The organism is Modestobacter sp. I12A-02662 (assembly GCF_041028325.1).
Lineage (GTDB): Bacteria > Actinomycetota > Actinomycetes > Mycobacteriales > Geodermatophilaceae > Modestobacter.
The window spans coordinates 48,596-74,897 of sequence record NZ_JABGDE010000001.1 but is presented as its reverse complement, the minus strand read 5'-3'; the positions used below and the strand labels follow the sequence as shown (position 1 = coordinate 74,897).

General features: G+C 74.5%; 32 protein-coding genes and 1 tRNA gene. 20 read left to right on the top strand and 13 right to left on the bottom strand.

Annotation, left to right across the window (positions count from 1 at the left end; genetic code table 11):
- Nucleotides 1-1,113: 1,113 nt before the first annotated feature.
- From HL189_RS00395 to mscL, 10 genes are all read left to right on the top strand, one after another.
- Nucleotides 1,114-2,220, top strand: a complete 1,107-nt coding sequence (locus HL189_RS00395; RefSeq protein WP_369131711.1) for a GNAT family N-acetyltransferase — start codon at nucleotides 1,114-1,116, stop codon at nucleotides 2,218-2,220.
- 291 nt (nucleotides 2,221-2,511) lie between these two features.
- Nucleotides 2,512-2,811: a SpoIIE family protein phosphatase gene (locus tag HL189_RS00390; RefSeq protein ID WP_369131710.1), complete on the top strand. Its 300-nt coding sequence runs from the start codon at nucleotides 2,512-2,514 to the stop codon at nucleotides 2,809-2,811.
- Between the two features lie 96 nt (nucleotides 2,812-2,907).
- A complete protein-coding gene (locus HL189_RS00385) occupies nucleotides 2,908-3,423 on the top strand; it encodes a heavy-metal-associated domain-containing protein (protein ID WP_369131709.1) in 516 nt (171 codons plus the stop codon).
- 17 nt (nucleotides 3,424-3,440) lie between these two features.
- Nucleotides 3,441-3,722, top strand: coding sequence for a metal-sensitive transcriptional regulator (locus tag HL189_RS00380; protein ID WP_369131708.1), 282 nt, complete (start codon nucleotides 3,441-3,443; stop codon nucleotides 3,720-3,722).
- A 61-nt stretch (nucleotides 3,723-3,783) separates the two neighbouring features.
- Nucleotides 3,784-4,758, top strand: a complete 975-nt coding sequence (locus HL189_RS00375; protein WP_369131707.1) for a hypothetical protein — start codon at nucleotides 3,784-3,786, stop codon at nucleotides 4,756-4,758.
- Nucleotides 4,759-4,803: 45 nt separating this feature from the next.
- A complete protein-coding gene (locus HL189_RS00370) occupies nucleotides 4,804-7,176 on the top strand; it encodes a heavy metal translocating P-type ATPase (protein ID WP_369131706.1) in 2,373 nt (790 codons plus the stop codon).
- 9 nt (nucleotides 7,177-7,185) lie between these two features.
- Nucleotides 7,186-7,737, top strand: a complete 552-nt coding sequence (locus HL189_RS00365; protein WP_369131705.1) for a DUF4396 domain-containing protein — start codon at nucleotides 7,186-7,188, stop codon at nucleotides 7,735-7,737.
- 179 nt (nucleotides 7,738-7,916) lie between these two features.
- A complete protein-coding gene (locus tag HL189_RS00360; protein ID WP_369131704.1) occupies nucleotides 7,917-8,240 on the top strand; it encodes an FmdB family zinc ribbon protein in 324 nt (107 codons plus the stop codon).
- Nucleotides 8,241-8,350: 110 nt separating this feature from the next.
- Nucleotides 8,351-9,025 carry a Flp pilus assembly protein CpaB gene (gene cpaB, locus HL189_RS00355; protein WP_369131703.1) on the top strand — a complete coding sequence of 225 codons (675 nt, stop codon included), beginning with the start codon at nucleotides 8,351-8,353 and terminating at the stop codon, nucleotides 9,023-9,025.
- Nucleotides 9,026-9,070: 45 nt separating this feature from the next.
- Nucleotides 9,071-9,463: a large conductance mechanosensitive channel protein MscL gene (mscL, locus tag HL189_RS00350; RefSeq protein WP_369131702.1), complete on the top strand. Its 393-nt coding sequence runs from the start codon at nucleotides 9,071-9,073 to the stop codon at nucleotides 9,461-9,463.
- A gap of 33 nt (nucleotides 9,464-9,496) precedes the next feature.
- Here the strand turns inward: mscL and HL189_RS00345 are convergent, their stop codons facing one another.
- Nucleotides 9,497-9,670 carry a hypothetical protein gene (locus tag HL189_RS00345; protein WP_369131701.1) on the bottom strand — a complete coding sequence of 58 codons (174 nt, stop codon included), beginning with the start codon at nucleotides 9,668-9,670 and terminating at the stop codon, nucleotides 9,497-9,499.
- Between the two features lie 26 nt (nucleotides 9,671-9,696).
- Nucleotides 9,697-10,254: a YbaK/EbsC family protein gene (locus tag HL189_RS00340; protein ID WP_369131700.1), complete on the bottom strand. Its 558-nt coding sequence runs from the start codon at nucleotides 10,252-10,254 to the stop codon at nucleotides 9,697-9,699.
- A gap of 98 nt (nucleotides 10,255-10,352) precedes the next feature.
- Between HL189_RS00340 and HL189_RS00335 the strand changes: the two genes are divergently transcribed.
- From HL189_RS00335 to HL189_RS00325, 3 genes are read left to right on the top strand one after another with little or no spacing between them, the layout of a single operon-like run.
- Complete coding sequence (locus tag HL189_RS00335) at nucleotides 10,353-10,712, top strand: VOC family protein (protein ID WP_369131699.1); 360 nt, start codon at nucleotides 10,353-10,355, stop codon at nucleotides 10,710-10,712.
- On the top strand, nucleotides 10,709-11,125 hold the full coding sequence (locus tag HL189_RS00330; protein ID WP_369131698.1) for a PaaI family thioesterase: 417 nt from the start codon (nucleotides 10,709-10,711) through the stop codon (nucleotides 11,123-11,125). The genes HL189_RS00335 and HL189_RS00330 overlap by 4 nt, the downstream gene beginning before the upstream one ends.
- The gene (locus HL189_RS00325) at nucleotides 11,122-11,994 is read left to right on the top strand and encodes a phosphotransferase family protein (protein WP_369131697.1); all 873 of its coding nucleotides are present in this window, start codon (nucleotides 11,122-11,124) and stop codon (nucleotides 11,992-11,994) included. Before HL189_RS00330 ends, HL189_RS00325 begins: the two co-directional genes overlap by 4 nt.
- On the opposite strand, the gene HL189_RS00320 is transcribed toward HL189_RS00325, so the two are convergent.
- The 10 genes from HL189_RS00320 to HL189_RS00275 all read right to left on the bottom strand — a co-directional run bounded on the left by HL189_RS00320 (nucleotide 11,975) and on the right by HL189_RS00275 (nucleotide 19,127).
- Nucleotides 11,975-12,901, bottom strand: a complete 927-nt coding sequence (locus tag HL189_RS00320) for an MSMEG_6728 family protein (RefSeq protein WP_369131696.1) — start codon at nucleotides 12,899-12,901, stop codon at nucleotides 11,975-11,977. The two genes, HL189_RS00325 and HL189_RS00320, sit on opposite strands and share 20 nt — an antisense overlap.
- Before the next feature lie 39 nt (nucleotides 12,902-12,940).
- Entirely contained in the window at nucleotides 12,941-13,228 is a 288-nt protein-coding gene (locus HL189_RS00315) for a biopolymer transporter Tol (protein WP_369131695.1), read from the bottom strand.
- 8 nt (nucleotides 13,229-13,236) lie between these two features.
- Nucleotides 13,237-14,082, bottom strand: a complete 846-nt coding sequence (locus HL189_RS00310; RefSeq protein ID WP_369131694.1) for an NAD-dependent protein deacetylase — start codon at nucleotides 14,080-14,082, stop codon at nucleotides 13,237-13,239.
- Nucleotides 14,083-14,135: 53 nt separating this feature from the next.
- Nucleotides 14,136-14,582, bottom strand: a complete 447-nt coding sequence (locus HL189_RS00305; RefSeq protein ID WP_369131693.1) for an SRPBCC family protein — start codon at nucleotides 14,580-14,582, stop codon at nucleotides 14,136-14,138.
- Nucleotides 14,583-14,625: 43 nt separating this feature from the next.
- On the bottom strand, nucleotides 14,626-15,000 hold the full coding sequence (locus HL189_RS00300) for a hypothetical protein (RefSeq protein ID WP_369131692.1): 375 nt from the start codon (nucleotides 14,998-15,000) through the stop codon (nucleotides 14,626-14,628).
- Nucleotides 15,001-15,078: 78 nt separating this feature from the next.
- Nucleotides 15,079-15,789 (bottom strand): LuxR C-terminal-related transcriptional regulator, encoded by a 711-nt coding sequence (locus tag HL189_RS00295; RefSeq protein WP_369131691.1) that lies wholly within the window; start codon nucleotides 15,787-15,789, stop codon nucleotides 15,079-15,081.
- 173 nt (nucleotides 15,790-15,962) lie between these two features.
- The gene (locus HL189_RS00290) at nucleotides 15,963-16,370 is read right to left on the bottom strand and encodes an ATP-binding protein (protein ID WP_369131690.1); all 408 of its coding nucleotides are present in this window, start codon (nucleotides 16,368-16,370) and stop codon (nucleotides 15,963-15,965) included.
- A 1-nt stretch (nucleotide 16,371) separates the two neighbouring features.
- Entirely contained in the window at nucleotides 16,372-16,701 is a 330-nt protein-coding gene (locus HL189_RS00285) for an STAS domain-containing protein (RefSeq protein ID WP_369131689.1), read from the bottom strand.
- Nucleotides 16,689-18,215 (bottom strand): PP2C family protein-serine/threonine phosphatase, encoded by a 1,527-nt coding sequence (locus HL189_RS00280; RefSeq protein ID WP_369131688.1) that lies wholly within the window; start codon nucleotides 18,213-18,215, stop codon nucleotides 16,689-16,691. Before HL189_RS00280 ends, HL189_RS00285 begins: the two co-directional genes overlap by 13 nt.
- A 309-nt stretch (nucleotides 18,216-18,524) precedes the next feature.
- On the bottom strand, nucleotides 18,525-19,127 hold the full coding sequence (locus tag HL189_RS00275) for an MFS transporter (RefSeq protein WP_369131687.1): 603 nt from the start codon (nucleotides 19,125-19,127) through the stop codon (nucleotides 18,525-18,527).
- A 434-nt stretch (nucleotides 19,128-19,561) separates the two neighbouring features.
- Here HL189_RS00275 and HL189_RS00270 point away from each other — a divergent pair, with 434 nt between their 5' ends.
- The gene (locus HL189_RS00270; protein ID WP_369131714.1) at nucleotides 19,562-20,227 is read left to right on the top strand and encodes an ANTAR domain-containing protein; all 666 of its coding nucleotides are present in this window, start codon (nucleotides 19,562-19,564) and stop codon (nucleotides 20,225-20,227) included.
- 367 nt (nucleotides 20,228-20,594) lie between these two features.
- Here HL189_RS00270 and HL189_RS00265 read toward each other — a convergent pair.
- Nucleotides 20,595-20,667, bottom strand: a tRNA-Arg gene (locus HL189_RS00265).
- Between the two features lie 197 nt (nucleotides 20,668-20,864).
- On the opposite strand from HL189_RS00265, the gene HL189_RS00260 reads away from it, so the two are divergent.
- The 6 genes from HL189_RS00260 (at nucleotide 20,865) to HL189_RS00235 (ending at nucleotide 26,250) form a co-directional block, all read left to right on the top strand.
- Nucleotides 20,865-21,185: a GNAT family N-acetyltransferase gene (locus HL189_RS00260; RefSeq protein WP_369131686.1), complete on the top strand. Its 321-nt coding sequence runs from the start codon at nucleotides 20,865-20,867 to the stop codon at nucleotides 21,183-21,185.
- Between the two features lie 38 nt (nucleotides 21,186-21,223).
- Nucleotides 21,224-22,582, top strand: coding sequence for a deoxyribodipyrimidine photo-lyase (locus tag HL189_RS00255; RefSeq protein ID WP_369131685.1), 1,359 nt, complete (start codon nucleotides 21,224-21,226; stop codon nucleotides 22,580-22,582).
- A 73-nt stretch (nucleotides 22,583-22,655) separates the two neighbouring features.
- Entirely contained in the window at nucleotides 22,656-23,465 is an 810-nt protein-coding gene (locus HL189_RS00250; protein WP_369131684.1) for an Fpg/Nei family DNA glycosylase, read from the top strand.
- Nucleotides 23,466-23,577: 112 nt separating this feature from the next.
- A complete protein-coding gene (locus tag HL189_RS00245; RefSeq protein ID WP_369131683.1) occupies nucleotides 23,578-24,909 on the top strand; it encodes an NADP oxidoreductase in 1,332 nt (443 codons plus the stop codon).
- A gap of 32 nt (nucleotides 24,910-24,941) precedes the next feature.
- Nucleotides 24,942-25,067, top strand: coding sequence for a hypothetical protein (locus HL189_RS00240; RefSeq protein WP_369131682.1), 126 nt, complete (start codon nucleotides 24,942-24,944; stop codon nucleotides 25,065-25,067).
- Between the two features lie 25 nt (nucleotides 25,068-25,092).
- A complete protein-coding gene (locus tag HL189_RS00235; RefSeq protein ID WP_369131681.1) occupies nucleotides 25,093-26,250 on the top strand; it encodes a PLP-dependent aminotransferase family protein in 1,158 nt (385 codons plus the stop codon).
- The last annotated feature ends 52 nt before the right edge of the window (nucleotides 26,251-26,302 follow it).

Below are 26,302 nucleotides of genomic sequence, written 5' to 3'. Positions count from 1 at the left end.
TCCTGGCCACCCGACCGCTCGTCCTCACCCGCCGAATCCGACCCGGAGTCCGAACCGGACTCGGAGTCCGAACCCGAGTCCGAGTCCGACTTCGAGCCCGAACCCGAGTCCGAGTCCGAGTCCGAGCCCGACTTCGAGTTTGAACCCGAGTCCGACTTCGAGTCCGCGCCCGAGTCGGAGCCCCGCCGCTCACCGTCGTTCCCGCCCGCAGCGCCGCCCTGGCCACCCGGCCGCTCGTCCTCACCGGCCGAATCCGACCCGGAGTCCGAACCGGACTCGGAGTCCGAACCCGAGTCCGAGTCCGAACCCGAGTCCGAACCCGACTCCGACTTCGAGCCCGAACCCGAGTCCGACTTCGAGTCCGAACCCGAGTCCGAGTCCGGGCCCGACTTCGAGTCCAAGTCCGATTTCGAGTCCGAACCCGAATGCGACTTCGAGTCCGAGCCCGAGCCCGGCCGCTCACCGTCGTCCCCGCCCGCAGCGCTGCCCTGGCCACCCGACCGCTCGTCCTCACCGGCCGAACCCGAGCCCTCGGCGGCGTTCGAGGCCGATTGGGCGGCGAGCGCTTGCGGCGCACCCGACTCCTCGCCGGACGCCCGACCCACCGAGCCGACCCACTCCGGAGAAGATGCTCGGGCCGTCCCCGGACCCACCGCCAGCAGCACGAGGGACGCGCCCAGGACCAGCAGCGAGCCGACGAGAAACTGCAGGAGGCACCGCTCGTCGCGAGGTGCATGCTCGGCCGGTTCGGCCGCACGAGCCAGCGCGCCGCGACGTCGCAGCGCGCTCGGAACCCCCGACAACGGCAAAAGCTCTCCAGCCCTCGAAATTGTGAGAGCGGCGCTCAACAACGCGACTCGATGACGGAACCGGACGATTTCCGAAACGACGAAGGAGGGTCAAGGCCTTGTTTGCCACGAGGGGACGCGCTCGGCACGGTTGTCACCGCAGGTGAGTGATCCAGGACGCGAGCGGCGTTGCACCGACGGTGGCCGTTGCGGTCGATTACCTCGCGGTGACGGTGAGCATCCGGAGGGCCGGGTCCTGCCTGAAACGCGGGAGAGCCGCCTAGTCTCCGCCTTGCCGTGCCGGCCCACGGCTCCGGGAGGAAGCATGGTGACCACGCTCGCGAGCGCATCCGCCGACGGCGAGGTGCACCTCCTGACCCACCCGGCGGCCGTGTGCGCGTCCGCCGAGGGCTGGGACACGCTCGCGTCCACGAGTGGCGGCGTGGGCGGGCAGGCCTGGGCGCAGGCATGGCTCGAGGTCTACGGAGCCGACCACGAGTTGGCCGTGTCGGTCGCCGGTCCGGTGGACGCGCCGACCGCCGTCCTGCCCCTGGTCCGGCACCCTCGCCGGCCGTGGACATGGGAGATGTTGGGCATCCGGCAGATGAGCGAGTCCATGGACGTCCGGGGCGACGACCCCCGCGGCCTGGGACTCCTGCTGGCAGAGATGGCCCGGCGGGGCGTACCCCTGCGCTTCAAGCGGCTCCCGGCCGAGTCCCGGTTGTTGCCTCACCTCGAGGCGCTGCACGGTGGACGCGCCTGGGTGCGAGCCCGTCTCGCGGTGGGTACGCCGACCATCACGCTCGACGATCGGTGGCGCGAGCCCGAGCACCACTTCAGCAAGCGCCGACGAGGTGATTTCCGCACCGCCCTGCGCCGCGCCGAGCAACTGGGGCCGGTGGAGTTGACGATCGAGGAGCCGACCCCGGCACAGGTCGCGCCGCTTTTCGAGGAGCTCGTCGCGGTCGAGGCGTCGGGCTGGAAAACACGAGCCGGCAGTGCGCTTGCGGGTCGCGCCAGCATGCGGGCGTTCCTCCTCCGACTCGGGCAGATCGCAGCGGAGAAGAAGGCGGCTCGGTTGGCCTTCATGCGCATCGACGGGCAGGCAGTCGCCGTGCAGTTCGCCATCGAGCAGCAGGACCGGTACAGCCTCTTCAAGATCGGCTTCGACGAGGAATTCGCCCGGTGCTCCCCGGGCAACCTCTTGATGCTGCACACAGTGCGTCAGGCCGCGGAGCGCGGCCTGACCCGCTTCGACTTCCTCGGTGCCGCGGAGCCGTGGACGGCGGTGTGGACGGACGAGGTCCGGGCCTGTCTCGACGTCAACGTGTACCCACGTTCGGCGTGGTCGCCGGTAGCGGGCGGCGACGCCCTGGCGCGACGCGCGGGTTGGTGGGGCCTGCAGCGGATCCGTGCGGGACGGGCTGGTTGAGCACTGCCGCGGATCCGGTGTCAGTACCTTAGGGCGCCACGCCGGTCGAGGAGCTTGACGCGCTGGAGCAGTCCGTAGGCGCACAGGTAGGAGTTCGCGAGGGCGTCGATGCTGCCGCCGGCGTGGAACGTGGCCATCCCATCGGGGTCGGTGGACCCGGCCTGGCGCGTCTCCTGACGGCCGAACACTGACCACGGCAGGCCGTGCGCCGCACCGGAACCCCGCCGCGACTCCACGCGCGATTCCGTCGCCAGCTCACGGTTGCCCCCTGTGCCGAGGACCGCCTGCTGGATGACGTCGATGCAGTCAGGGGCAACGACTCTCGAGCTCGGCGATCGGATGGTCCTCCTCACCGACGGCATGCAGGAGCGCAACGCGGCATCGCTCGACGTGGCCGCGGCCCTGGCCGCCACCGCGGACCTACATCCGCGGGAGGTCGCTCACGCCCTGGGCGCCGCGGTGCTGCACGCGACCGACGGGGACCTCCGCGACGACGCGACGACGTCTGCCTCGACTGGTACGGCGCGGGCCGCCCGGTGGCCGGAACTCCGAGCAGGGTGCCGACCCCGACGAGCTTCGGCGAGCGCCTGACCCGCTGGTCGTGACTTGCACGCGGGCAACGTGCTGGCCGAACGCAGGACCCGACGAGTCACCCGAGTCGTAGCCGCGGGAGCAGGCCGCCGTTGGATGACGGCGGCATTCTCGGTAGTTGCGCTGGATGTTCGAGTCCGCGCGGCCGCGTCCTTCTCCCCGCCTTCGCCGAGCCGAGTTCCGCCCCGCCGCTGGGCGCATGAGACGGGCAACTCACTCCCTTGCGGGAAGTACCCCCAGGGGGTATACCTTGTTCTGCGTACTACCGGGGGGTATCCCCGCTCGGAGAGGAGAACACCGATGAGCGCCAGCGACTACTGGGTGACCGGGATGACGTGCGGCCACTGCGCCAGCGTGGTGAGCGAGGAGGTCTCGAAGATCCTCGGCGTCACAGGGGTGCAGGTGGACGTGGCCGCCGTCCGGATGACGTCAAGTCTGACCAGCCGGTGGCCGCCGACGCGGTCGCCGCGGCGGTCGACGAGGCCGGTTACGAGGTCGTACCCGTCTGATCGGAGGCCGGTGGAGCGCCGGGTCCGGCGAGGAGCCGGCGCTCCACGCATCCGGCACTCCCCCACCCGGCACCTGCCCCACCGCATCCCCATCCCCAGCTGAGATCCGAGGAGGACGACATGGCCGGCTACACCCACGCGAAGGACGAGCACCTCAAGCGGCTGCGCCGCATCGAGGGGCAGATCCGCGGGCTGCAGCGCATGGTCGAGGACGACAAGTACTGCATCGACATCCTCACCCAGGTGTCGGCGGCCACCCGCGCCCTGCAGTCGTTCTCCCTCGGCCTGCTCGACGAGCACCTGGCCGGCTGCGTGGTCGACGCCGCGCAGAGGGGCGGCCCCGAGGCCGACGCCAAGGTCCGCGAGGCCTCCGAGGCGATCGCCCGCCTCGTCCGCTCCTGACCCGCCCGTTCGAGACCCACCCGCCCCTGACCGTCCGCTCCGGACCGGGAGGACCAGCGCGATGAACACCCCCGCCAGGCTCGGCGCCTACACGCTCGGGCTGGTCGCCGCCTTCGGGGCGGCCACCGGCATCGGTGCCGCCGTCGGCCCCGTCGACGGCGCCACCCAGGACACCGCTCCCCACACCCAGTCGCACCCGGAGTCCCCGATGGACACCAGCACCCACCAAGCCCCCACCACCGGCGCCCACCTGCCCGGCGGTCTGCAGATCTCCGACGGCGGCTACACCCTCGACGTGGCCGCCGAGCTCCCGGCCGGCGCAGCCACCGAGGTGAGCTTCCGGATCCTCGGCCCCGACGGGCGCCCGGTCACCGCCTACGACACCGCGCACGACGAGGACCTGCACCTGATCGCGGTGCGCCGGGACCTGAGCGGCTACCAGCACGTGCACCCCGAGCTGGCCGACGACGGAACCTGGTCGATCCCGCTGGCCCTGACCGCCGGCACCTGGCGGCTGTTCGCCGACTTCGACCCCGCCGGCGACGACCCCGCGCTCGTCCTGGGGGCGGACGTCGCCGTCGCCGGCGAGCACACCCCGCGGCCGCTGCCCGAGCCCTCGGCCATCGCGGAGATCGACGGGTACACCGTCGCCCTCGACGGTCGGCTCGTGCCAGGCACCGAGTCGCGGCTGACGCTGTCGGTCGCCCGGGACGGGCAACCGGTCACCGACCTGCAGCCCTACCTGGCCGCCTACGGGCACCTGGTCGCGCTGCGCGACGGGGACCTCGCCTACCTGCACGTCCACCCGGCCGGTGAGCCCGGCGACGGCACCACCACGCCCGGCCCGGACATCACCTTCTACGCCACCCCGCCCTCGGCCGGGGACTACCGGCTGTTCCTGGACTTCCAGCACGGCGACGTGGTGCGCACCGCCGAGTTCACCGTGCGCGCCGGCGACCCCGCGCCGGCCACGCAGGTGGACGGCGCCCCCGGTCAGGGCGGCACCCACTCCGACGACGGCCACAGCCACGGCTGACCGCCCACCGCGACCGACCGCGACCACGCACGAAGGAAGCAGACGATGAGCTCCGCGACACCGAACACGACCCCGGCGGCCGCGGCCGCCGGGACCCAGGTCGAGCTGGCGATCGGCGGGATGACCTGCGCCTCGTGCGCCGCACGCATCGAGAAGAAGCTCAACCGGCTCGACGGCGTCACCGCCACCGTCAACTACGCCACGGAGAAGGCGCGGGTCACCGTCGTCGGCGACGTCACCCCCGCGGACCTCATCGCGACGGTGGAGAAGACCGGCTACACCGCGCACGTGCCCGAGCCCCCGCGGTCCCGTCCCGAGGCTCGCCCCGAGCTCGCGAGGGGTGGGGGGGACGGGGTCCTCCAACTCCGGGACCGGCTGCTGATCTCCGCGGTCCTCACCGTCCCGGTGGTCGCGATGGCGATGGTCCCCGCGCTGCAGTTCACCTCCTGGCAGTGGTTGTCGCTCACCCTCGCCGCCCCGGTCGTGGTCTGGGGTGCCTGGCCCTTCCACCGGGCTGCCTGGACCAACGCCCGCCACGGCGCGGCCACGATGGACACCCTCATCTCGATCGGCACCCTCGCCGCGCTGGCCTGGTCGCTGTACGCGCTGTTCTGGGGCACCGCCGGGGAGCCGGGCATGACCCACCCGTTCGAGCTGACCATCGCCCGCACCGACGGGTCCGGCAACATCTACCTGGAGGCCGCCGCCGGGGTCACCACCTTCATCCTGGCCGGGCGCTACGTCGAGGCCCGCTCCAAGCGCCGCGCCGGCGCGGCGCTGCGCGCCCTGCTCGAGCTGGGGGCGAAGGAGGTCTCGGTGCTGCGCGGGGGCGTCGAGCAGCGCATCGGCGTCGAACACCTGGCCGTCGACGACCTGTTCGTCGTCCGGCCCGGCGAGAAGATCGCCACCGACGGCGTCGTCACCGAGGGTTCTTCGGCCGTCGACGCGTCGATGCTCACCGGCGAGTCCGTGCCGGTGGAGGTCGGCCCCGGGGACACCGTCGTCGGCGCCACCGTCAACGCCGGCGGGCGGCTCGTCGTCCGCGCCACCCGCATCGGCGCCGACACCCAGCTGGCGCAGATGGCCCGCCTGGTCGAGGACGCCCAGAACGGCAAGGCCGAGGTCCAGCGCCTGGCCGACCGCGTCTCCGGCGTCTTCGTACCGATCGTCATCGCCCTGGCCGTGGCCACTCTGGGGTTCTGGCTTGGCGCCGGCGCCGGTGCCGGGGCGGCGTTCACCGCGGCGGTCGCCGTCCTCATCATCGCCTGCCCGTGCGCGCTCGGGCTGGCCACGCCGACCGCCCTCATGGTCGGCACCGGCCGCGGCGCCCAGCTGGGCATCCTGATCAGGGGCCCGGAGGTGCTGGAGAGCACCCGCCGGGTGACCCACGTGCTCATCGACAAGACCGGCACCGTCACCACCGGCCGCATGACCCTGCTCGACGCCGTCCCCGCCGCCGGTGAGGACCGCGACCAGCTGCTGCGCCTGGCCGGCGCCCTCGAGCACGCCTCCGAGCACCCGATCGCGCAGGCCATCGCCGCCGGCGCCACCGAGGTCGTGGGCGCCCTGCCGCCGGTGGCGGAGTTCACCACCACGGAGGGTCTGGGCGTGCAGGGCATGGTCGACGGTCACGCCGTGCTGGTCGGGCGCCCCCGGCTGCTGGCCGACTGGTCGGTGCACCTGAGCCCGGAACTCCAGGAGGCGCAGGCCGCCGCCGAGGCGGCGGGCAGGACTGCCGTCGCGGTCGCCTGGGACGGCGCTGCCCGTGGTGTGCTGGTCGTCGCCGACGCCGTGAAGGCCACCTCGGCCGAAGCGATCCGGCAGTTGCGGGCCCTGGACCTGACCCCGGTGCTGCTCACCGGCGACAACGCCACCGTCGCCCGCGCCGTCGCCGACGCCGTCGGCATCGACGAGGTCATCGCCGAGGTGCTGCCGGCCGGCAAGGTCGACGCCGTCGCCCGGCTGCAGGAGCAGGGCAAGGTCGTCGCCGTCATCGGGGACGGCATCAACGACGCCGCCGCGCTCGCCCGCGCCGACCTCGGCCTGGCGATGGGCACCGGCACCGACGTCGCCATCGAGGCGTCCGACCTCACCCTGGTCCGCGGTGACCTGCGTGCCGCGGCCGACGCCATCCGGCTGGCCCGCGCCACGCTGGGCACGATCCGCACCAACCTGGCGGCCGCGTTCGTCTACAACGTCGCGGCCCTGCCGCTGGCCGCCGCCGGCCTGCTCAACCCGATGATCGCCGGCGCGGCGATGGCCCTGTCGTCGGGGTCGGTCGTGGCCAACAGCCTGCGGCTGCGCCGCTTCGCCCCGTCGGCCTCCGACACCGCCGACGGCGGCGCGGGCACCGGCACACCGGCCCGGCCCGCCCCCACCGGCGCCATCTCCGAGCCACCCCCGTCCCGCACGTCCTGAGGAGCAGTGATGGACCACACGATGCACACCCAGCGCCCCACCGGCGCCGCCCTGACCCGGCTCGCGGTCAGCGCCACCCTGCACTGCCTCACCGGCTGCGCCATCGGCGAGGTCCTCGGCATGGTCATCGGAACCGCGCTGGGGTGGAGCGACGTGCAGACCATCGCGCTCGCCGTCGCCCTGGCGTTCGTGTTCGGCTACTCCTTCACCATCGGCCCGGTGATGCGCTCGGGGCTGTCGCTGCGCGCCGCCATCCCGGTCGCGCTGGCCGCCGACACGATCTCGATCACCGTCATGGAGATCGTCGACAACGCGATCATGCTGGCCGTGCCCGGCGCGATGGAGGCGGGCCTCGACAGCTGGCTGTTCTGGGGGGCGCTCGCCGTCGCGCTCGCCGTCGCCTTCGTCGTCACCGTGCCGGTGAACCGCTGGCTCATCGGCCGCGGGAAGGGTCACGCCGTCGTCCACGCGTACCACGGCGGCCGGCGCGGGGAGGAGCACGGCGAGGGGGCGTCGGCCGGTGCACCCAGCGAGCCCCACGGCGGTCGCGCGCACCACTGACGTCGGAGCCGGAGCCCGGGACACCGTCCAGCCGGCGATCGCAGCACCGCGAGACCACGCACCCGCGGGGTGACACTCGTCCGCAGACGTGGACGATCAGCACGACCACGGCGCACAATTGGCAGTCGACGGGGTCGAGTGCCAGCTCGGCCCAGCACCGGACGAGGAGCGCCACCACCGTGCCCACCTACCAGTACGTCTGCGCCAACCCCGAGAGCAAGCACGAGTTCGAGGTCGTGCAGTCGTTCAGCGACCCCGCCCTGGCCACCTGCCGCGACTGCGACGCGCCGGTGCGCAAGGTCTACGGATCGGTCGGCGTGGTGTTCAAGGGCTCCGGCTTCTACCGGACCGACAGCCGCAAGTCCGAGAGCTCGTCCACCAGCGCCAGCTCGTCGTCCCCGAGCGCGGCGGGCTCCTCGGGCTCCGGCTCGTCGTCGAGCAGCACGCCGACCTCTTCATCGAGCAGCACCTCCTCCGGCAGCGGCGGCAAGGCCGCCAGCTGACGGCACCACGGACGGGGGTTCCCCGCTCGCGCCCGTGCACAGCGCGACCGGTTCTCCACAGGTCCCCGAACGGCCCGGACGGCGGGGCTCCGACTCCCTAGCGTCGCGGCATGCCCCGCTTCCGCCGCCCCCGCTCCCCGGCCCGCCTGGTGCGGCAGGTCGCCGCGGCGCTGCTGGCCTGCCTGGCCCTCGTCCTCGCGGTGCGGCCGCCCGGCCCGGGCTCGCCGGCCCCGCTCCCGATGGTGCAGGTCACCGTCGCGGTGGCCGACCTGCCGGCCGGCACCACGCTGGGCGCCGGTGACCTCACGACCGCGGCGCTGCCCGGCGACGTGGTGCCCGACGGTTCCACCTCGGAGCCCGGGGCGCTCACCGGGCAGGTGCTCGCCGCGCCCGTGCGCAGCGGTGAGCCGGTCACCGACGTCCGCCTGGTCGGGCCCGGCCTGTGGTCCCAGGTCCCAGCCGGCGAGGTCGCCGCGCCGGTGCGGCTGGCCGACCTCGCCGTCGCCACCCTCCTGCGCGCCGGTGACCGGGTCGACGTGCTGGCCGCCACGGCTTCCCCGGGCGGGCCGCTGACCGCGCCGGACCCCGGCGGCGCGACGGTCGTGGTGGTCGCCGCCGGCGCGCTCGTGCTCGCCGCCCCGCCCGCCGCGACCGAGCCGGGCGGGGCGGGGACGGGGACGGCCGGCGACGGACTGCTGGTGCTCGCGGTCCACCCGGACACCGCGGCGCGCCTCGCGGCCGCCGCGGCCACGTCCACCCTCACGGTTACCCTCGGCCGGCCGTGACCGAGCGGACCCGCAGCGTGCCGGTCCCGACCGAGGGGTGCGTGGGTGCTCAAGGGCTTCAAGGACTTCCTGCTGCGCGGGAACGTCGTCGAACTGGCCGTCGCGGTGGTGATCGGCACCGCGTTCACCGCGGTCGTCACCTCGTTCACCGAGTCGTTCCTGCAGCCGCTGATCGGCCTGGTGGGTGGCGGCGGCGTGAAGGGCGGCACCGTGACTGTCGACGGGCAGGACTTCACCTGGGGCGCGTTCGTCAACCAGGTGATCACCTTCCTGCTGACCGCGGCCGTCATCTACTTCGTCGTCGTCCTCCCGCTGAAGACGATCGCGGAACGGCGCCGGCGTGGCGAGGAGGCGGGACCGGTGGCGCCCACCCAGGTGGAGCTGCTCGCCGAGATCCGCGACCTGCTGCGTGCGCAGCGCGACCAGCAGCCGGGCTGACCGGCACTGCCCTCGACGGCCACGGGCCCTTCTTCAGCCGCTGCCCCAGTGCGGCGGCCGGTCCTCCAGGTAGCGGCGGTCCTCGTCGTCCGGGTCGGTCAGCCGCTCCCCCCAGCCGACGTCGCTGTCGTCCGGCGCCCGCTCGGCCCGCGTCGGGGCGGCGGTGCGGGGGCGTTCGTCCGCGGGAGGGCGTTCGGGTCCTGCCACGGCCCGAGCCTAGGCCGGGAGCCCGGTCAGTCCACCGGCTGGCCGAGGCCCTCGAGGACCTCGGCACCCGGCAGCGCCGCGAGCACCTTCCCCGGCACGGCGAGCTTGCTGCCCCGTGTCCCCGAACCGATCACCACCAGGTCGCTGGCGGCGACGGCGGCGTCCACGAGCACCGGCCAGTCCGCGGGCAACCCGATCGGTGTGATCCCGCCGTAGGCCATGCCGCTCTCGGCGACCGCGACGTCCTGCGGGGCGAACGACGCCTTGCGCGCGCCCAGGTGCCGGCGCACCAGGCCGTTGACGTCCGCCCGGGTGGTGGCGAGCACCAGGCACGCGGCCATGGTGGTCTGCGCGGACCGGCGGGCGGCGACCACCACGCAGTTGGCCGACGCCGTGAGCGGGACCTCGTAGACGTCGGTGAAGGCCGCGGTGTCGGCGGCGTCGTCGTCGATCGCGGCCACCCACACGGGCTCGGTCAGCGACGCGACCGCGGCGGCGACCGGAGCGCCGAGCAGGTCCAGGTGCTCGGCGGCGGGCTGCCAGGTGAGGGTGCCGAGCTGCGGGGCGGGGAGGGGTTCGGCCATGCCCCGATCGTGCACGAGCCGCGCGGGCCGCCCCGGCCGGGGGGCCGGGGCCGGACGGCGGGTGGTCGCGGCTCCGGGGGGCGGGAGAGGATGCGGCCATGATCGGTCAGCTGCACTCGGTGGTCCTCGATGCTCCCGACGCCCACGCGCTCGCCACCTTCTACGCCAGCCTTCTCGGCATGGAGATCCACGGGCAGCCCGGCGACAACTGGGTCACCATCACCGGTGCCGGCTACCGCATCGCCTTCCAGCAGGCGCCGGACCTGCAGCCGCCGGACTGGCCGGACCCGGCCCGCCCGCAGCAGTTCCACCTCGACATCCGGGTCGCCGACGTCGACGCCGCGGAACCGCAGGTCCTCGCACTGGGCGCGCGCCGCCTGCCCGGCGGCGGCGGGGACTTCCGGGTCTACGCCGACCCGGTCGGACACCCGTTCTGCCTGGTGTGGGACGCCCAGTGAGCGGGCTGCCGGCGATCGACCCCACCACGGCCGGCGCGTTCACCACCGCGACCGGCTTCCGGATCACCGAAGTGACCGGCACCCGGGTCACCGGCGAGGCCGACCTCGGGCCCGGGCACCACACCCCGTGGGGCATCGTCCACGGCGGCGTCTACTGCGCGGTCGTCGAGGCGGCGGCCAGCATGGGCGCCAGCGCCGCGGTCGCGGACCGGGGCCAGTTCGCCGTCGGCGTGTCGAACGCGACGGACTTCCTGCGGCCGATGACCACCGGGCGCCTCGACGTGCTCGCCGAGCCGGTCCAGCAGGGCAGGACGCTGCAGCTGTGGCTGGTCACGCTCACCCACGCCGAGGACGGCAAGATCGTGGCCCGTGGCCAGGTGCGGCTGCAGAACGTGCCCCTTCCCGGCACGTGAGCGACCGCCCCGCCCGGGCGGTCGCCGCCGCGGTCGCGGTGGCACGGGCGCACGGCTTGCGGGCCGACGACCCGGTCGTCCTCCACGACGGGGTCAACCTCGTGACCTGGCTGCGCCCCGCCCCGGTGGTGGCGCGGGTGGCCACCCTGACCCCGCTGCTGCGGCCGGCGATCGGCCGGCCGTTCGCCCGGGAGGTGGAGCTCGCGCGGGCCCTCGCGGCCACGGGGGCCGCCGTGGTCGCGCCGTCGGAGCTGCTGCCCCCCGGCCCGCACGAGCACGACGGGCTCACCTTGTCGTTCTGGGAGCACGTCGACGTCCTGCCGGAGGCGCCCACGGCGGCGCAGGCCGGCCGGTCGCTGGCCGAGCTGCACGCCGCACTCGCCGGCATCCGACCGCGGTGGGACGGCGCCGCCCTGGACACCCCGTTCGACGACCTGGCCGCCTTCGCGGCGCACGGCGCACAGCTGGGCGCCGACCCCCCGTTGCTGCGCGAGGTCCCCGCCCTGGCCTGCGCGCTGCGGGCGCGGGTCGCCGGCCCGGACACGACCCTGCACGGCGACGCACACCCCGGGAACCTTCTGGCCACCCGCGCCGGCCTGCGCTGGACCGACCTCGAGGACACCTCCCGCGGCCCGCGCGCCTGGGACCTCGCCTGCCTGCGGTCCACCGGCCGGCTGGACGGCCGCGCCGCGCTGGACGCGATGCCCGACCCGGTGAGCGATGAGGAGCTGGCACCGTTCCGCTGGCTGCGGCTGCTCCACGCCGGCGCCTGGTGGTTCGTGCACGCCGCGCGGGTGCCCGAGCACCTGCCCGAGGCCCGGACCCGGCTCGCCGCGGCCGTCGCCGAGGTCAGCGCCGGGCTGCGCTGAGCCGCTCGGGGACGGCGGCCGGGTCCAGGACGACCCGGAACAGCGCGCGGGGGTCCTGCAGGGTGGCCGGGGGCCGGGCCGCCGAGCGCGGCACCACCCGGTCGAACCGGGCCGGGCGGCGGTGCGGCAGCAGCTCCCGCCCGGCGAACAGGTAGTCACCCACCACCTCACCGAGCAGCAGCCCCGCGCCCAGCTCGATCGGCAGGCCCACCAGGTCACCCGGCCGCACCTCGTCGAGGAAGGCCGACAGCTGGCGCAGGTCCTTGGCGGGCCGCCGGCCGGACAGCTCCTTGGACAGCGCCCGCAGCTCGCCCGGGGAGAGCCCGGTGGCGTCGACGTCGATGCCGGCCTGCGTGCCCAGCCCCACGATGCCGCTGGCCAGCGCGGCCCCGAGCTCGTTGTGCGCCCGCGGCCGGACCACCCACACCGGCACGCCCTCGGGGGCAGGGGCCGGCGGCACGTCGTCCGCGCCCGGCCACTTGTACGGCAGGTCGTCGGGATCCCCCGGGAAGCGGTCGCGGTAGTAGGCCGGGTCCTTGGCGACCAGGTTCGACCGGTGCGAGAGGTGCAGCTCCTCGTCGCCCACCCAGCTGGGCAGCAGCCCGGCCGCGGCCGCCTCCGCCTGCGTCATCCGCGCCGCGTCCGGCGCGAACTCCGCGATGAGCCTCTCGGTGCTGTCGGCGAAGCCACGTTCCTTCCAGACCCGCACCATCGCCAGCGAGTAGACGACCAGGCCGGCCGTGTACCCGCGCCACATGGTGACCACCGGGTGGTTGGCCCAGCCGTAGTCGGGCAGCTCGAGGGCCCGCAGCACCTGCAGGCACTCCACTCGCTGCTTGCCGAGGCGGGGGTTGTCCAGGAGCCGGGCCGTCTCGGTGAAGTCGGCGACCGGGAGGAACGTCTGCATCGCCGTCCATCCTGGGGCAGCGGGCCGCGGCCCGCCGGGTCAGCCGTCCAGTTCCCGCAGCGCCTGCTCCCAGCGGGTGCGTCGTGCGGCGTCGTCCTGCTCCCACCACGCCGGCCCCCGCTCACCCAGCCCGGTCTTGGCCGCCTGCACCCGCGCCCGGGCCGCGGCCACGGCCGCGTCGTCCCCTCGGGCGCTGCGCACCGCCGAGCGCGCGACGCCGAGGTGGTGCAGCAGCCGCTCGCGGACCTCGGCGGGCAGGGCGGGGTCGGCGGTGCGCCAGCGCCGCCCGTCGACGACGACGTACCGGCCGTCGTCGGTGCGTTCCACCTGCCGGCTCATGCCAGCCGGACGGCGAGCTCCGGCAGCACCCGGCCGAGCGGCGCGTCGACGCGGATGTCGGCCTTCGCGTCGCCGCGGGTGGGCCCGACGTTCACGATCCCCACCGGGATGCCCCGCTTGGCGGCGTGGATGACGAACCGGTAGCCGCTCATCACGGTCAACGACGAGCCGAGGACCAGCAGCGACCGTGCCCGGTCGACCAGGGAGAAGCAGCGGTCGACCCGGTCGCGGGGCACCGTCTCGCCGAAGAAGACGACGTCGGGCTTGAGCGGGCCGCGCCCACAGGCCAGGCAGTCGACCATCACGAAGCCGTCCAGCGCCGCCTCGGGCAGCTCCACGTCGCCGTCCGGGTTCACCTCCTCGGTGCCCTCCGGGCGGAAGCCGGGGTTGGCCGTCCGCAGCCGGGCGTCGAGCTCCGCCCGGTCCGCGACGTCCCCGCAGGCCAGGCAGACGGTGCGGTCGAGCCCGCCGTGCAGCTCGGTGACGTCCTCGGCGCCGCCGGCCTGGTGCAGGCCGTCCACGTTCTGGGTGATCACCGCACCGACCGCGCCGGCTGCCTGCAGCGCCGCGACCGCGCGGTGGCCGGCGTTGGGCCGGGCGGTGGCGATCTGCCGCCACCCGACGTGGCTGCGCGCCCAGTAGCGGTGCCGGCCCCGGGGGTCGCGGGTGAACGTCTGGTAGGTCATCGGCGTGTGCCGGCGCAGCGAGCCGGTGGCGCCGCGGTAGTCGGGGATCCCCGACTCGGTGGACAGACCGGCGCCGGAGAGCACCAGCGCTCCCCCGGCGCCCAGCAGGTCGGCGAGCTCGTCGACGCCGTCGACGGTGGCGGGTGCGGCGGTCACCGGCCCATCGTCCCCGCTGATCGCCGCACGCGCCCGTGCCGCGGCCGGCGGGGTCAGCGGACCGCGACCTCCCGGTCCAGCCGTTCCAGCACGGCGTCGTGGATGCGGCTCAGGCCCCTGGGCGCGAAGGTCCGTTCGAAGAACCCGCCGATGCCCCCGGCGCCCCGCCACTCGCTGCGCACCCGGACGGTGGTCGCGTCCGCGCCGGCGGCGTGCACGCTCCAGGTGGTGACCATGCTGGAGTTGGCGTCGGTCTCGACCAGCTCGCCGGCGGGGCCCTCGGTCACCGCGACGTCCTGGACCCGGGCCCGCTTGGACGTGGCCTGCAGCCGCCAGTGCGCGCGGGTGCCCGCGCCCTGACCGCCCGCGTCCACCCGGTACTCGCTGAACTGCTCGGGCAGCACCTTCGGGCGCATGACCTCGTAGTCGGCGAGCGCGGCGCGGACGACGTCCGCCGGCGCCCGCACGACCCGTTCGGTGGTTGCGACGACCTGAGCCATGCCCCCATCCTGCCCCGGCCGTTCTCCGGCGCGACCGCCGAGGCTACTCCTGCGCGTCCTCGGCGTTGAGGTACTGGCAGCGGAACCGGGCTCCGGCCATCGCCTCGGTGAACCGGCCCTCCCAGAGGGGGTCCTGCGCCGGGAAGCTGGTGAACACGCGTTCCTCCAGCACCTCCGGTCGCCCGTCCAGGCCGGTGCAGCTGCGCCGGAGGAGCACCCGGGTCACGCCGTCCACCTCGTCGTGCGCGGTGGTCCAGCGCGCCGCGGCGATCGACCGCTGCCGGAACTCCCGGTCCCGCGCGGAGATCCGCCGGGCCGGGACGCCGCCCAGGGCCGGGGACCGCAGCTCACTGAGCGCCCACACGGCCAGGCCGGCCAGCAGGGCGACCACCAGCAGCGCGGCGAGCAGACCCACCATGCAGGCACGGTAGTTCGCCGGACGCCCGTGCGGCAGCCCGCCGCTCCGCGCCCGGTGGAAGCCTGCCGGGCCGGGGCGTCAGACGGTCTCGGGCGCCAGCGCGGGGGTGTGCATCCCGCAGGTGCAGCCGGGGGTGCGCGAGGAGAGCACGAGGGAGACCGCGTGCGCCCGGTCGCGGGCGCCGAGCTTGCGCAGGATCGCCTTGATGTGGGACTTGACGGTGTCCTCGCTGATGAACAGGTTCTTGCCGATCTGCCGGTTGGACTGGCCCTTGATGAGCTCGTCGAGGACGTCGGACTCGCGGCGGGTCAGCGGCACCTCGGGGGTGAGCACCGCGGACGGCGCCTCGGCCGCTGCCTCGCCCCGGCGGATCTGCGGGTCGACGACGGTGCGGCCGGCGCGGGCGGCGAGGACCGCCCAGCCGAGCAGGGTGGGCGAGGTGTTCATGAGCAGGTAGCCGCGGACACCGGCGGCCAGCGCCTCGTTCACGACCGCCGGCGACTCGGAGTTGGCCACCGCGACGATCGCGATCTGCGGGAAGCGGCGGCGGAGGTCGCGGCAGGCGTTCAGGGTGGCGGCCAGGCCGGAGCCCAGCTCGACGACGACGGCGTCCGGGCGGGCCGTCTCGGCCAGCGTCAGCGCGCGGCGGGGCTCGCCGGGAGCGCCCACGACCTGCAGGCCGGCGGTCTCGTTCACCATGCCGAGGAGGCCGCGGCGCAGGACCGGCGCGTCGGCCAGGATCAGGACGCGGGTGACACCGCGCGGGGCACTCGACAGGGGTGCGGACACAGCTGGTTCTCCATCTCGGTCTGGGTGACTCTCATGAGTGACATCGACCGGGTGGGTGAACTGCTTGAGCACCTGTCCGAACAATTCCTCCGCCCACTGGAATGGACACGGCGGAATGGTGCCGCGCGGACCGGGAAACCGTTCCCGCGCCATTCCTGGTCCCGGTGGGCCGGTCAGGTCCCGGGAGGCGGGGGCGCCGCGGGCCGGGCGCTCAGCTCGAACCACACCGTCTTCTCGTCGGTCCCCCGGCGCCGGCGGACACCCCAGCGGTCGGCGAGCGAGCCGACCAGTTGCAGGCCCCGGCCGCGCTCGGCGGTGACCGCGGGCCTCCGCAGCACCGGGAGCCCGGGGCCGGCGTCGGTCACCCCGATCCACACCCGGCCGTCCTCGGCGGTGTACTCCACGGCGACCGCGAACTGCCCCCCGGCGTACCGCACGGCGTTGGTGGCCAGCTCGGAGACCAGCAGCGCCACCGTCTCGCTCGTCGCCGCCGGCAGGTGCTCCGGCTCCAGCAGGTCGGTGACGTAGCGGCGGGCCACGGGCACCGAGACGGCGAAGGCGGGGAAGGACCGGCTGAGCACCTCAGGCACCGTCCAGGCCGAACCGGTCGGCGAGCCCCAGCACCTGCACCACGCGGGCCACCACGGGGCTCGCGTTCCCGGCGGTGACCGGATCGAAGTGGTTGGCGATGCGGATCAGCACGGTGACGCCGGAGGAGTCCATGAACTGCAGCCCCGCCAGGTCCAGGTGCACCGGCTGCGCCTCCCGCGCCAGCAGGGTGTCCAGCTGCGGAGCCACGTCGGGCAGGCTGGCGATGTCCAGCTCGCCCGCCAGCCCGACCACCAGCGCGCTCCGGTCGGGATCGGCCGTGACGGTCAGCGTGGCCCGGGGAGTCTCGGTCAGCCGGTCCATCGAAGCCCCAGGATCACCGTGTCGTCCTTCCTGCCGTCCGCGGTCAGGATCTCGAGAAGCTCGTCCAGCATCGGTTCCAGCGGCTTCCCGCCGGCGGCCTCCGCCGCCCGCCGGAGCCGCTCGAGCCCGGTGTCGACGACCTCGCCCCGGCGTTCGATCGCACCGTCGGTGAACGCCAGCATCGTGGCGGGACCGCGGACCTGCACGGTCGTGGCACGGGGCGCGACCCGGCTGGGGACGCCGATCGGCGGGGTCACCGGGCAGTCCACCAGCCGGGCGCCGTCGGCGGTGACCACGACCGGGCCGAAGTGCCCGGCGGACACCAGCCGCAGGCGGCCGGCACCGGCGTCCAGCTCACCGAGCAGCACGGTGGCGAACTGGTGGTCGACGTCGACGTCGAGCAGGCGGCGCAGCCGGGTCAGCACCCCCTCGATGTCGTGGCCCTCGGCGAGGTAGGCCCGGACGGCGAAGCGCAGCGAGGCCATCGTCGTGGCCGCGGGCAGCCCCCGGCCGGAGATGTCACCGACGACGAACACGCAGCACCCGCGCCGGTGCTCGATGACGTCGTACCAGTCACCGCCCACCTCGAGCTCGTCGACGCCGGCCACGTACCGGGCCGCGACGTCCACCCCGGTGAGCTCGGGCACGACCGGCAGCAGCGCGAGCTGCAGCGTGCCGGCGATGCCGCGCTGCTGGCGGTAGAGCCGCTCGTTCTCGGCGGCCAGCCGCTCGGCGACCACCCGCCGGCGGGAGACGTAGTCGACCGTGCCCGCACCGCCGAGGGCCAGCACACCGCCGACGCCGAGCACGATCCACGGCAGCGCCGCGGACAGCGGGCCGGCCAGGTGGCCCGGGGAGGCGCCGACGATGGTGACCGTGGTGGTGCCGAACGGCACCTCGGTGCGGTGGGTGTCGCCCTCGACGGGGGCGGGCCCGGTGGCCTGGAGCAGCAGTTCGGGCTCGGTCGTCCGTCCCAGGTAGAGGGCGAGGTCCAGCCCGGCCATCGGGGAGTCCGGCGGCGCCGCCAGCTCGCGCCCGTCCGGCAGCGGCGACTCGGCGTACACGAGCAGGTCGGTGTCGACCGGCCGCAACCCGTAGGCCAGCCGGTCCGGCTCCCCCGGGACGATCCCCAGGACGACCAGCTCCCCGGTCGGCTCGAGGGCGGACAGGGCACCGGCGCCCTCGGCCGGCAGCCGGGGGTCCACGCCCTGCACGGCCAGCTGCTCGGCCTGCCCGTCGGTCATCCGCCACAGGGAGAGCGACTGCCCGGTCTGCTGCAGCTGGGTGGCACCGAACCTCGCGAACGCAGCGGGGTTGGCGTCGGTGTTGACCGCGACCTGGGCGACGTCGGCCAGCTGCACCTGCAGGACCGCGGCCTGGCTGGTCAGCAGCGAGCCCACCAGCGCCACCTGGCGGCTCAGCAGCCGCTGCTCGCTGTGCTCGCTGACCCGCCAGGTCAGGAAGGTGAGCACCGCGGTGACCACCAGGAGCAGCACGGCGACAACCAAGCTCACCTTGCGTAGTCGGCTGATCCTCATTTCGTAGCGAGAGTAGCCCGCCCCGCCGACTGCTCGACGGACCGCTTGACACCGACCCGGTGCGCGGGCGACCACCTCGCTCGGTGGGGGTGCTGAACGTTGCTCGCACCAGCGGCTGAGCACCGGCTTCCACGGAGTTCTCACACATTCCGGCGGACTTCTCACACGCTGGCCGGAGAGGGCCCCGGCGCGAGCGGCACCCGATCGCGCGTGGGGCACCTGCGAGGCGCTCCCATCCGTCGACCGGATGCCGCCTGTGGGGGCGACGCCGACCTGTGGCTGGCCTCAGCTCGGCTGCAGGCGGTCGGACACGCCGGCACGGTTGCGGTCGGCGAACAGGCCCAGCGGCAGCAACGGCTGGGCGGTGCGCGACTGCCGCACCAGGAACACGGCCAGCAGCACCGCGGCGACGGCGAACGCGGCCAAGGTCAGCGCGTCGGTCCAGCCGGACTCGCCGGCGCGGGTGATGCTGTGGACCAGCGCGATCATCGCGCCGGTGCCGGTCACCGCGCCCGGGGTGTCCAGCCGGCCGCGGCCACGCGCGCCCTCGGGCAGGGCGCCGGTACCGACGAGCACCGCCAGGCCGATGGGGACGTTGATGAAGAACACCCACCGCCAGTCGAGCAGGCCGGTCAGCGCCCAGCCGAGCAGCACGCCTGCGACGATGCCGACCGCGGACATAGCGCCGTAGGCGGCCACCGCCTGGTTGCGCGGCTTGCCCGCCGGGAAGGTGGTGGCGATTGGCGCCAACGCGTTCGGGGCGGCCAGCGCCGCGCCCAGTCCCTGCAGGGCGCGGGCGGCGATCAGCAGGCCGGTGTTCGGCGTCAGGCCGCCGAGCAGCGACGCGGCCACGAACACGACTGCCCAGCGGGCCAGCGGGTCGGCCACGGTGCGGCCTGGGCGGCGGGCCGGTAACGGTGCCGCTCTGAGGCCGGGGCCTCACCGTTTCGCGGTCGGCTGCACAACCGCGCTAGATGTGCTGTGTCAGGACGTTGATGTCACACGAGTGCCGGCTCCACGTGCCAGGCCTCAGTCCGGAGCTGCGTTCCGCTGTCGGGTGCCGGGGTCGGCGTCGGGGCGTATCCCCACGGGGCGATAGCGCGTAGCGTCTGGGTCAGTCGTCGGGCGTCGCCGGGCGACCAGGCTGCGCCCCAGCGGCACAGAGCGCGCGCGAACCCCAGATTGGGCTTCGTGACCGAGGTGACCCGTCCCCGGTGTCAGCAAGCCGGAGGCCCGCCGTGGTCAGTGACCAGCCATCCACACCTACTTCCGCCGCCGAGGCGCTCGAGCACCTCGGTTCGCTGTCCCTGCGCAAGGTGTCGATGGAATACCTGCTGCAGACCGTCGCCGACCTGACCAAGGCCGTGATGCCGGGCAGCCCGGAGACGTCGGTCACGCTGGTGGTCAAAGACCGCCCGACCACGGTGGCCACCACCGGCCAACTCGCCCTCGACCTGGACGAGAAGCAGTACGAACGCGGCCACGGGCCCTGCCTGCACGCCGCCCGTACCGGTGAGCTGACCGAGATCGCCGACATGCTCACCGACAGCCGCTGGCCGGACTACACCCCCCGGGCCGCCGAGCGCGGCGCCCTGAGCTCCCTGTCGGTTCCGCTGGCCATCGACGACGACGAACAGGTCACCGGCGCCATCAACATCTACGCCCGCGAGCCGGACGCCTTCGACGAGGCCAGCCGAACGGCGGCCACCCGCTTCGGCCCCTACGCCGCCGTCGCCGCCGGCGACCTGCACGCCTTCCGGAGCGCCCGGGCCCGGGCCGACAACCTGCAGGCCGCCCTGGCGACCCGCGGCGTCATCGATCAGGCCAAGGGCATCCTGATGGACCGCCACCAGCTCACCGCGGACCAGGCGTTCCAGGTCCTGGCCCAGATGTCGATGAAGACCAACCGCAAGCTGTTCGCAATCGCCGACGAGCTGGTCCACACCGGGGACCTCCCCCCGGGGAAGTGGTTCGCACGGCCAGGTTGACGCGCCCGACCACAGCCCGAGTCGCCCGGCTGCGCACACCTCCGGAGACTCATGAGCAGCCGCAACGGCTTCCGCGGGGGCCGTCGCGGTCAGGCCCCGCCGCTCCAGCACAAGGGACGGCGGGGCCGCCCTACCGCCAGTGCCCGACGACAACGTCATGAACCACTGCAGCTGGAGCACGCCGATGTTCACCCCGGCGGCCTGCGCGACCCGCATGAGGGTGTCGGTGCGCGGCCACAGCTTGCCGTTCAGCAGCGGCCACAGCGTCGCCTGCCCGACACCGGCGCGACGAGCCAGCTCCGCTTGGACACCGAGGAGACGTCACCGCCGGCCAGCTGCTCGGTGACCAACGGTTAGCTCCTGTCGGTGCCCCCGGCAGGATTCGAACCTGCGGCACACGGTTTAGGAAACCGATGCTCTATCCCCTGAGCTACGGGGGCTCGTGACGGCCGCGCGGCGGCCGTCGACCGGGGTGTGCAGCCACGAGGCTAGCGGTCGGCCGCCGGGCCCCGGGAACATCCCCGTCGTGTGATGCGTCGATACACAGGGAGGCAGTTTCGATCCGAGACCGTTACGTTGTCCGAGCACGCAACGAGCCCCCGGCGACGATGCCGGCGGCACGGGAGGGTGGAGACAGATGGACATCACGGTGGTGGACGTCCCGGAGCGCGGTCGGTTCGAGATTCGCGACGGTGACCGGGTGGTCGGGCTGGCGAGCTACCACGTGGACGGCGGCGCGATGACGCTCCCGCACACCGAGATCGACCCGGCGATGGGGGGCCAGGGCCTCGGCACCCGGCTCGTCCGTGACGTCCTCTCCGCCGCGCGCGAGCGCCATCTGCACGTGCTGCCCTACTGCTCCTTCATCCGCAAGTACCTGCACGACCACCCGGAGGAGCTCGACCTCGTCGCCGAGGGCGACCGCGCCACCTTCGGGCTGGAGACCGCGCGGAGCTGATCCTGCGGGGTCCGCCCCGCTTGCCTAGGGTCGGCCGGGTGCCGACCGCGCTGCTCTGGTTCCGCCGCGACCTGCGCCTGGCCGACCACCCCGCGCTCCTCGCGGCCGTCGACGCCGCGGGCCCGGACGGCACGGTGCTGCCCGTCTTCGTGTTCGACGACCGGCTCTGGGGGCCGTCGGGGGCGCCGCGCCGCCGGTTCCTCCTCGACTGCCTCGCCGTCCTAGGCGCCGACACCGGCGGCGCGCTGGTGCTCCGGCACGGCGACCCGGCGCGCGTCGTCCCGCAGCTCGCCACCGAGGTCGGTGCCCGAAGCGTGCACGTCACCGCCGACGCCGGCCCCTACGGACGGCGCCGGGACGCCGCGGTGGAGCAGGCCCTGGGCGACGTCCCGCTCGTGCGCACCGGCTCCCCGTACGCCGTCGCCCCGGGCCGGGTGACCAAGCGCGACGGCACCCCGTTCCAGGTGTTCTCGCCGTTCGCCCGCGCCTGGCGGGAGCACGGCTGGCACTCCCCCGCCCAGCGCCCGGCCGACGTCCGCTGGCTGCCCGGCGTCCCCTCCCACGACCCCCCGCCCGCGCCCGACCTGGACGGCGTCCGCCTCCCGCCCGCCGGCGAGGCCGCCGCGCACGAGGCCTGGGCCCGCTTCCGCGACGAGCGGCTGAGCGGCTACGCCGAGGGCCGCAACACCCCCGGCACCGGCGGCACGAGCCGGATGTCGGCGTACCTGAAGTACGGCTGCCTGCACCCGCGCTCGCTGCTCGCCGACCTGGCGGGGGACGACTCCGAGGCCGCCCGCCGGTACACCGACGAGCTCGCCTGGCGCGACTTCTACGCCGACGTGCTGTGGCACCGGCCCGACTCCGCCCGCGAGTACCTCAAGCCCGAGCTGCAGGCCATGGGCTACGACTCCGGCCCGGACGCCGAGGAGCTGGTGCGCGCCTGGGAGACCGGCCGGACCGGCTTCCCCATCGTCGACGCCGGCATGCGGCAGCTGCTCGGCGAAGCCTACGTGCACAACCGGGTGCGCATGATCGTGGCCTCGTTCCTGGTCAAGGACCTGCACCAGGAGTGGACCCGCGGCGCCCGGTACTTCATGCGCCACCTGGTCGACGGCGATCTGGCCAGCAACAACCACGGCTGGCAGTGGGTCGCCGGCACCGGGACCGACGCGTCGCCCTACTACCGGGTCTTCAACCCGGTCACCCAGGGCAAGAAGTTCGACCCGGACGGCAGCTACGTGAAGCGCTGGGTGCCGGAGCTGCGCGACCTGGACCCCCGGTACGTGCACGAGCCGTGGACGGCGCCCACCGGCGTCCCGGCCGGCTACCCCGAGCCGATCGTCGACCACGCCGCCGAACGGCAGGTCGCCCTGGACCGGTACCACCGTGTGCGCTGAGGACGGACGCGCCGCGCGTGGCGTACCCCGTCGGTGCAGGTCACCCTTGGCGTCATGACGCAGCGAGCCGCCCGTGCCTGAGGGCCACACCCTGTTCCGGCTGGCTCGGGAGCAGGACGAGCTGTTCGCCGGCCGGCCGGTGCACGTCACGAGCCCGCAGGGGCGCTTCGCCGCCGGCGCGGCGCTGCTCGACGGACGGGTGCTCGACGAGGTCACCTCCTACGGCAAGCACCTGTTCGCCCGGTTCGGCGGCGACAGCCTGCACGTGCACCTCGGCCTGTACGGCACGTACACGACCGGCACCGGCACGCCACCCGAGCCGAAGGGCGCGCTGCGGATGCGCTGGGAGGGCCCCGGGCCGGACGGCGACGGCGTGTGGACCGACCTGCGCGGGGCGACCGTCTGCGAGGTCCTCACCGAGCACGAGGTCGGCAGCGTCCTGGCCCGGCTCGGCCCCGACCCGCTGCGCCGCCGCGCCGACCCGGGCCGGGCGTTCGCCCGGATCAGCCGCAGCCGCACCCCGATCGGCGCGCTGCTGATGGACCAGGAGGTGCTGGCCGGCGTCGGCAACGTCTACCGCGCGGAGATCCTCTTCCGGCACCAGGTGAACCCGTTCCGGCTGGGCAGGGACGTCGACGCCGACTGCTGGGCCGCGATGTGGGCCGACCTGGTCAAGCTGATGCGGGCCGGCGTGCGGGAGGGGCGGATCGTCACCACCGAGCGCGCCCACCGGCGGCGCAAGCGGGGTCCGGCCGAGCTCGCCGACGCCCACTACGTGTACCGGCGCACCGGCCTGCCCTGCCGGCTCTGCGGCACCGAGGTGCGCACCCAGGAGATGGTCGGCCGCAACCTCTACTGGTGCCCGGTCTGCCAGGCGGCCTGAGCGCCGGGTGACCGGACGCGGCGGAACCTGGCGCGCGGCCCCCGGGTGCACCACGATGCCAGTCGTGGCGGAACCCGGTCCGACGGAATCCAGACCGCTCCGGGTCGCCGTGGTGGGCGCCGGACCGGCGGGGATCTACGCCGCCGAGGCGCTGGCCGGGCAGGACGCCGTCCCGGTTGCGGTCGACCTGGTCGACCGGCTGCCCGCTCCGTTCGGCCTGGTCCGGTACGGCATCGCCCCGGACCACCTGAAGATGCGGGCGCTGCGCGAGACGTTGCGGAACACGCTGGACAACGACCACGTGCGGTTCGTCGGCAACGTCGAGATCGGTCGGGACCTCGAGCTCGACGAGCTGCGCCGCTCGGTTGACGCCGTCGTCTACACCTACGGCGCCGCCGGCGACCGGCGGCTGGGCATCCCCGGCGAGGAGCTGCCCGGCAGCCTGGCCGCCACCGAGCTCGTCGCCTGGTACACCGGGCACCCCGACGCCGACCGGGCCGGGGTGGAGGCGGCCGTCACCCGGGCGCGGGACGTCGTCGTGGTCGGCGTCGGCAACGTCGCCCTCGACGTCGCCCGGGTGCTGGCCCGCTCCCCCGCCGAGCTCGAGGCCACCGACATGCCCCAGCACGTGCTGGACGCCCTGGCCGCCGCCCCCGTCGAGCGGGTGACGGTCCTCGGCCGCCGCGGACCGGCACAGGCCACGTTCACCACGCAGGAGCTGAAGGAGCTGGGCCACCTCGCCGCGGCGACCGTGCTCGTCGACCCCGTGGACCTGGCCCCCGACCCGGCGACCGAGGCCCTCGCGGCCGAGGACCGGCACGTGGCCCGCAACCTCGCGGTGCTGCGCGAGTTCGCCGGGCACACCGCCGAGCCGGGCCGGGCCACCGTCCGGCTGCGCTTCCACGCCCGACCGGTGCGGCTGCTTGGCACCGACCGGGTCACCGGGGTCGAGGTGGAGCGGACGACGGTCGACGAGAACGGCCGGGCGGTCGGCACCGGCGAGCTCGACGTGCTGCCCGCCGACCTCGTGGTGCGCTCGGTCGGGTACCGCGGGCACGCGCTGCCGGGGCTGCCGATGGACGGGGGCACCGTGCCGCACGACGCCGGCCGGGTGCTGCGCGACGGCGCGGTCAGCACCGGCGAGTACGTCGCCGGGTGGATCAAGCGCGGGCCGACCGGCGTCGTCGGCACCAACAAGCACGACGCCCGGGAGACCGTCGCGTCGCTGCTGGCCGACGTCGCCTCCGGCGCGCTGCGGCCCGCCACCCGGGCCGGCGACTGGGTCGACCGCCTCGAGCACCCGGTCCTGCTGCCCGACTGGCAGGCGATCGACGCCGCGGAGATCGCGCTCGGCGCCAGCCACGGCCGGGCCCGCACCACCATCCACGAGAGGGAGGCGCTGCTGGCCGCCGTCCGCCGGGCGGCCGCGGCACAGGGAGGCTGACGCCCGAACACGAGGGCGAGCTGCGGCGCCGGGTGCGCACCGATCTGCTGGCCGTCGGGGCGGTCGTGCTGCTGGGCAGCTTCCTGACCGCCGTCCTCGGCTGGTGCGTCTGGCTGGCCACCCACCGGTACCGCCCTCCGGCCACCGGGCCCCGCTGACCCCCGGTACGGCAGACTCGTCGAGGTGAGCGGTCCCACAACCGAGCAGACCCCCGAGACCGACCCGGCTCCGAAGCCGGCGGTCACCACCATCTCCTTCGCCCGTGGCGCCCCCTCCACGGACATCGTCGACGTGCAGGGCCTCAAGGAGGCCGCCGTCGCCGCGTTCGACGCCGACCCCGCCGGGATGACCGGCTACGGGACGGCGATCGGCTACGTGCCGCTGCGCCGGTGGATCGCCGGGCAGCACGGCGTCCCCGAGGACCACGTGCTGGTCACCAACGGGTCGATGCAGGCCGACGCCTTCCTCTTCGACGAGCTGGTCACCCCCGGCAGCGCGGTCGTCACCGAGCGGCCGACCTACGACCGCACGCTGCTCGGGCTGCGGAACCGCGGCGCCAACGTCCACCTGGTCACGCTGCAGGAGGACGGGATCGACGTCGACGAGGTGGAGGCGCTGCTGCGCGGCGGCGTCCGGCCGGTGCTGGCGCACGTCATCCCGAACTTCCAGAACCCGGCGGGGTACACGCTGTCGCTGGAGAAGCGGCACCGGCTGCTCGAGCTCGCCCGCGAGTTCGGGTTCGTCCTGTTCGAGGACGACCCGTACGTCGACGTCCGGTTCAGCGGCGAGCCGCTGCCGCGGATGCTGGAGCTCGACGGCGGCGCCGACAGCACGACGGTGGTCTACGCCTGCTCGTTCTCCAAGACCGTCTGCCCGGGGATCCGGGTCGGCTACCTGGTCGGGCCGCCGGCGCTGATCGACCGGATCCGGGTGCGGGCCACCAACACCTACATCGCGCCGAACATGGTCGCCCAGGGCACCGTGCACCAGTTCGTCACCGGGCCGCGGTTCGCCGGCGCGCTGGAGACGGTGAAGTCGGCGCTGGCCGAGCGGGTGGGCCTGCTCGACCGGGCCCTGCGCGAGCACCTGCCGCAGGCGACCTTCCGGCGTCCCGACGGCGGCTACTTCCTGTGGGTGACGCTGCCCGCCGGCGAGGGTCACGACGTCCGGCGGATCACCAAGGAGGCCGCCGCGCGCGGGGTAGCGATCGTGCCGGGCACCGACTTCCTGCTGGAGGGCGGGGAGAACGCGTTCCGGCTCGCCTACTCCGCCGTCCAGCCGGGCGACGTCGACGAGGGCGTGCGCCGGCTGGCCGAAGCGATCGAGGCCGCCCGCTCCTGAGGGAATCCGTCCTCCTCAGGGTGGAGCCGTGGAAGCTTGTGCTCTGAGTCGC

Excerpts from the sequence above, each read along its gene's own strand:
- HL189_RS00395 (WP_369131711.1), top strand. The coding sequence starts at position 1,114 with ATGGTGACCACGCTCGCGAGCGCATCCGCCGACGGCGAGGTGCACCTC.
- HL189_RS00390 (WP_369131710.1), top strand. The coding sequence starts at position 2,512 with ATGACGTCGATGCAGTCAGGGGCAACGACTCTCGAGCTCGGCGATCGG.
- HL189_RS00385 (WP_369131709.1), top strand. The coding sequence starts at position 2,908 with ATGACGGCGGCATTCTCGGTAGTTGCGCTGGATGTTCGAGTCCGCGCG.
- HL189_RS00380 (WP_369131708.1), top strand. The coding sequence starts at position 3,441 with ATGGCCGGCTACACCCACGCGAAGGACGAGCACCTCAAGCGGCTGCGC.
- HL189_RS00375 (WP_369131707.1), top strand. The coding sequence starts at position 3,784 with ATGAACACCCCCGCCAGGCTCGGCGCCTACACGCTCGGGCTGGTCGCC.
- HL189_RS00370 (WP_369131706.1), top strand. The coding sequence starts at position 4,804 with ATGAGCTCCGCGACACCGAACACGACCCCGGCGGCCGCGGCCGCCGGG.
- HL189_RS00365 (WP_369131705.1), top strand. The coding sequence starts at position 7,186 with ATGGACCACACGATGCACACCCAGCGCCCCACCGGCGCCGCCCTGACC.
- cpaB (WP_369131703.1), top strand. The coding sequence starts at position 8,351 with ATGCCCCGCTTCCGCCGCCCCCGCTCCCCGGCCCGCCTGGTGCGGCAG.
- HL189_RS00340 (WP_369131700.1), bottom strand. The coding sequence starts at position 10,254 with ATGGCCGAACCCCTCCCCGCCCCGCAGCTCGGCACCCTCACCTGGCAG.
- HL189_RS00335 (WP_369131699.1), top strand. The coding sequence starts at position 10,353 with ATGATCGGTCAGCTGCACTCGGTGGTCCTCGATGCTCCCGACGCCCAC.
- HL189_RS00320 (WP_369131696.1), bottom strand. The coding sequence starts at position 12,901 with ATGCAGACGTTCCTCCCGGTCGCCGACTTCACCGAGACGGCCCGGCTC.
- HL189_RS00305 (WP_369131693.1), bottom strand. The coding sequence starts at position 14,582 with ATGGCTCAGGTCGTCGCAACCACCGAACGGGTCGTGCGGGCGCCGGCG.
- HL189_RS00300 (WP_369131692.1), bottom strand. The coding sequence starts at position 15,000 with ATGGTGGGTCTGCTCGCCGCGCTGCTGGTGGTCGCCCTGCTGGCCGGC.
- HL189_RS00285 (WP_369131689.1), bottom strand. The coding sequence starts at position 16,701 with ATGGACCGGCTGACCGAGACTCCCCGGGCCACGCTGACCGTCACGGCC.
- HL189_RS00270 (WP_369131714.1), top strand. The coding sequence starts at position 19,562 with ATGGAATACCTGCTGCAGACCGTCGCCGACCTGACCAAGGCCGTGATG.
- HL189_RS00260 (WP_369131686.1), top strand. The coding sequence starts at position 20,865 with ATGGACATCACGGTGGTGGACGTCCCGGAGCGCGGTCGGTTCGAGATT.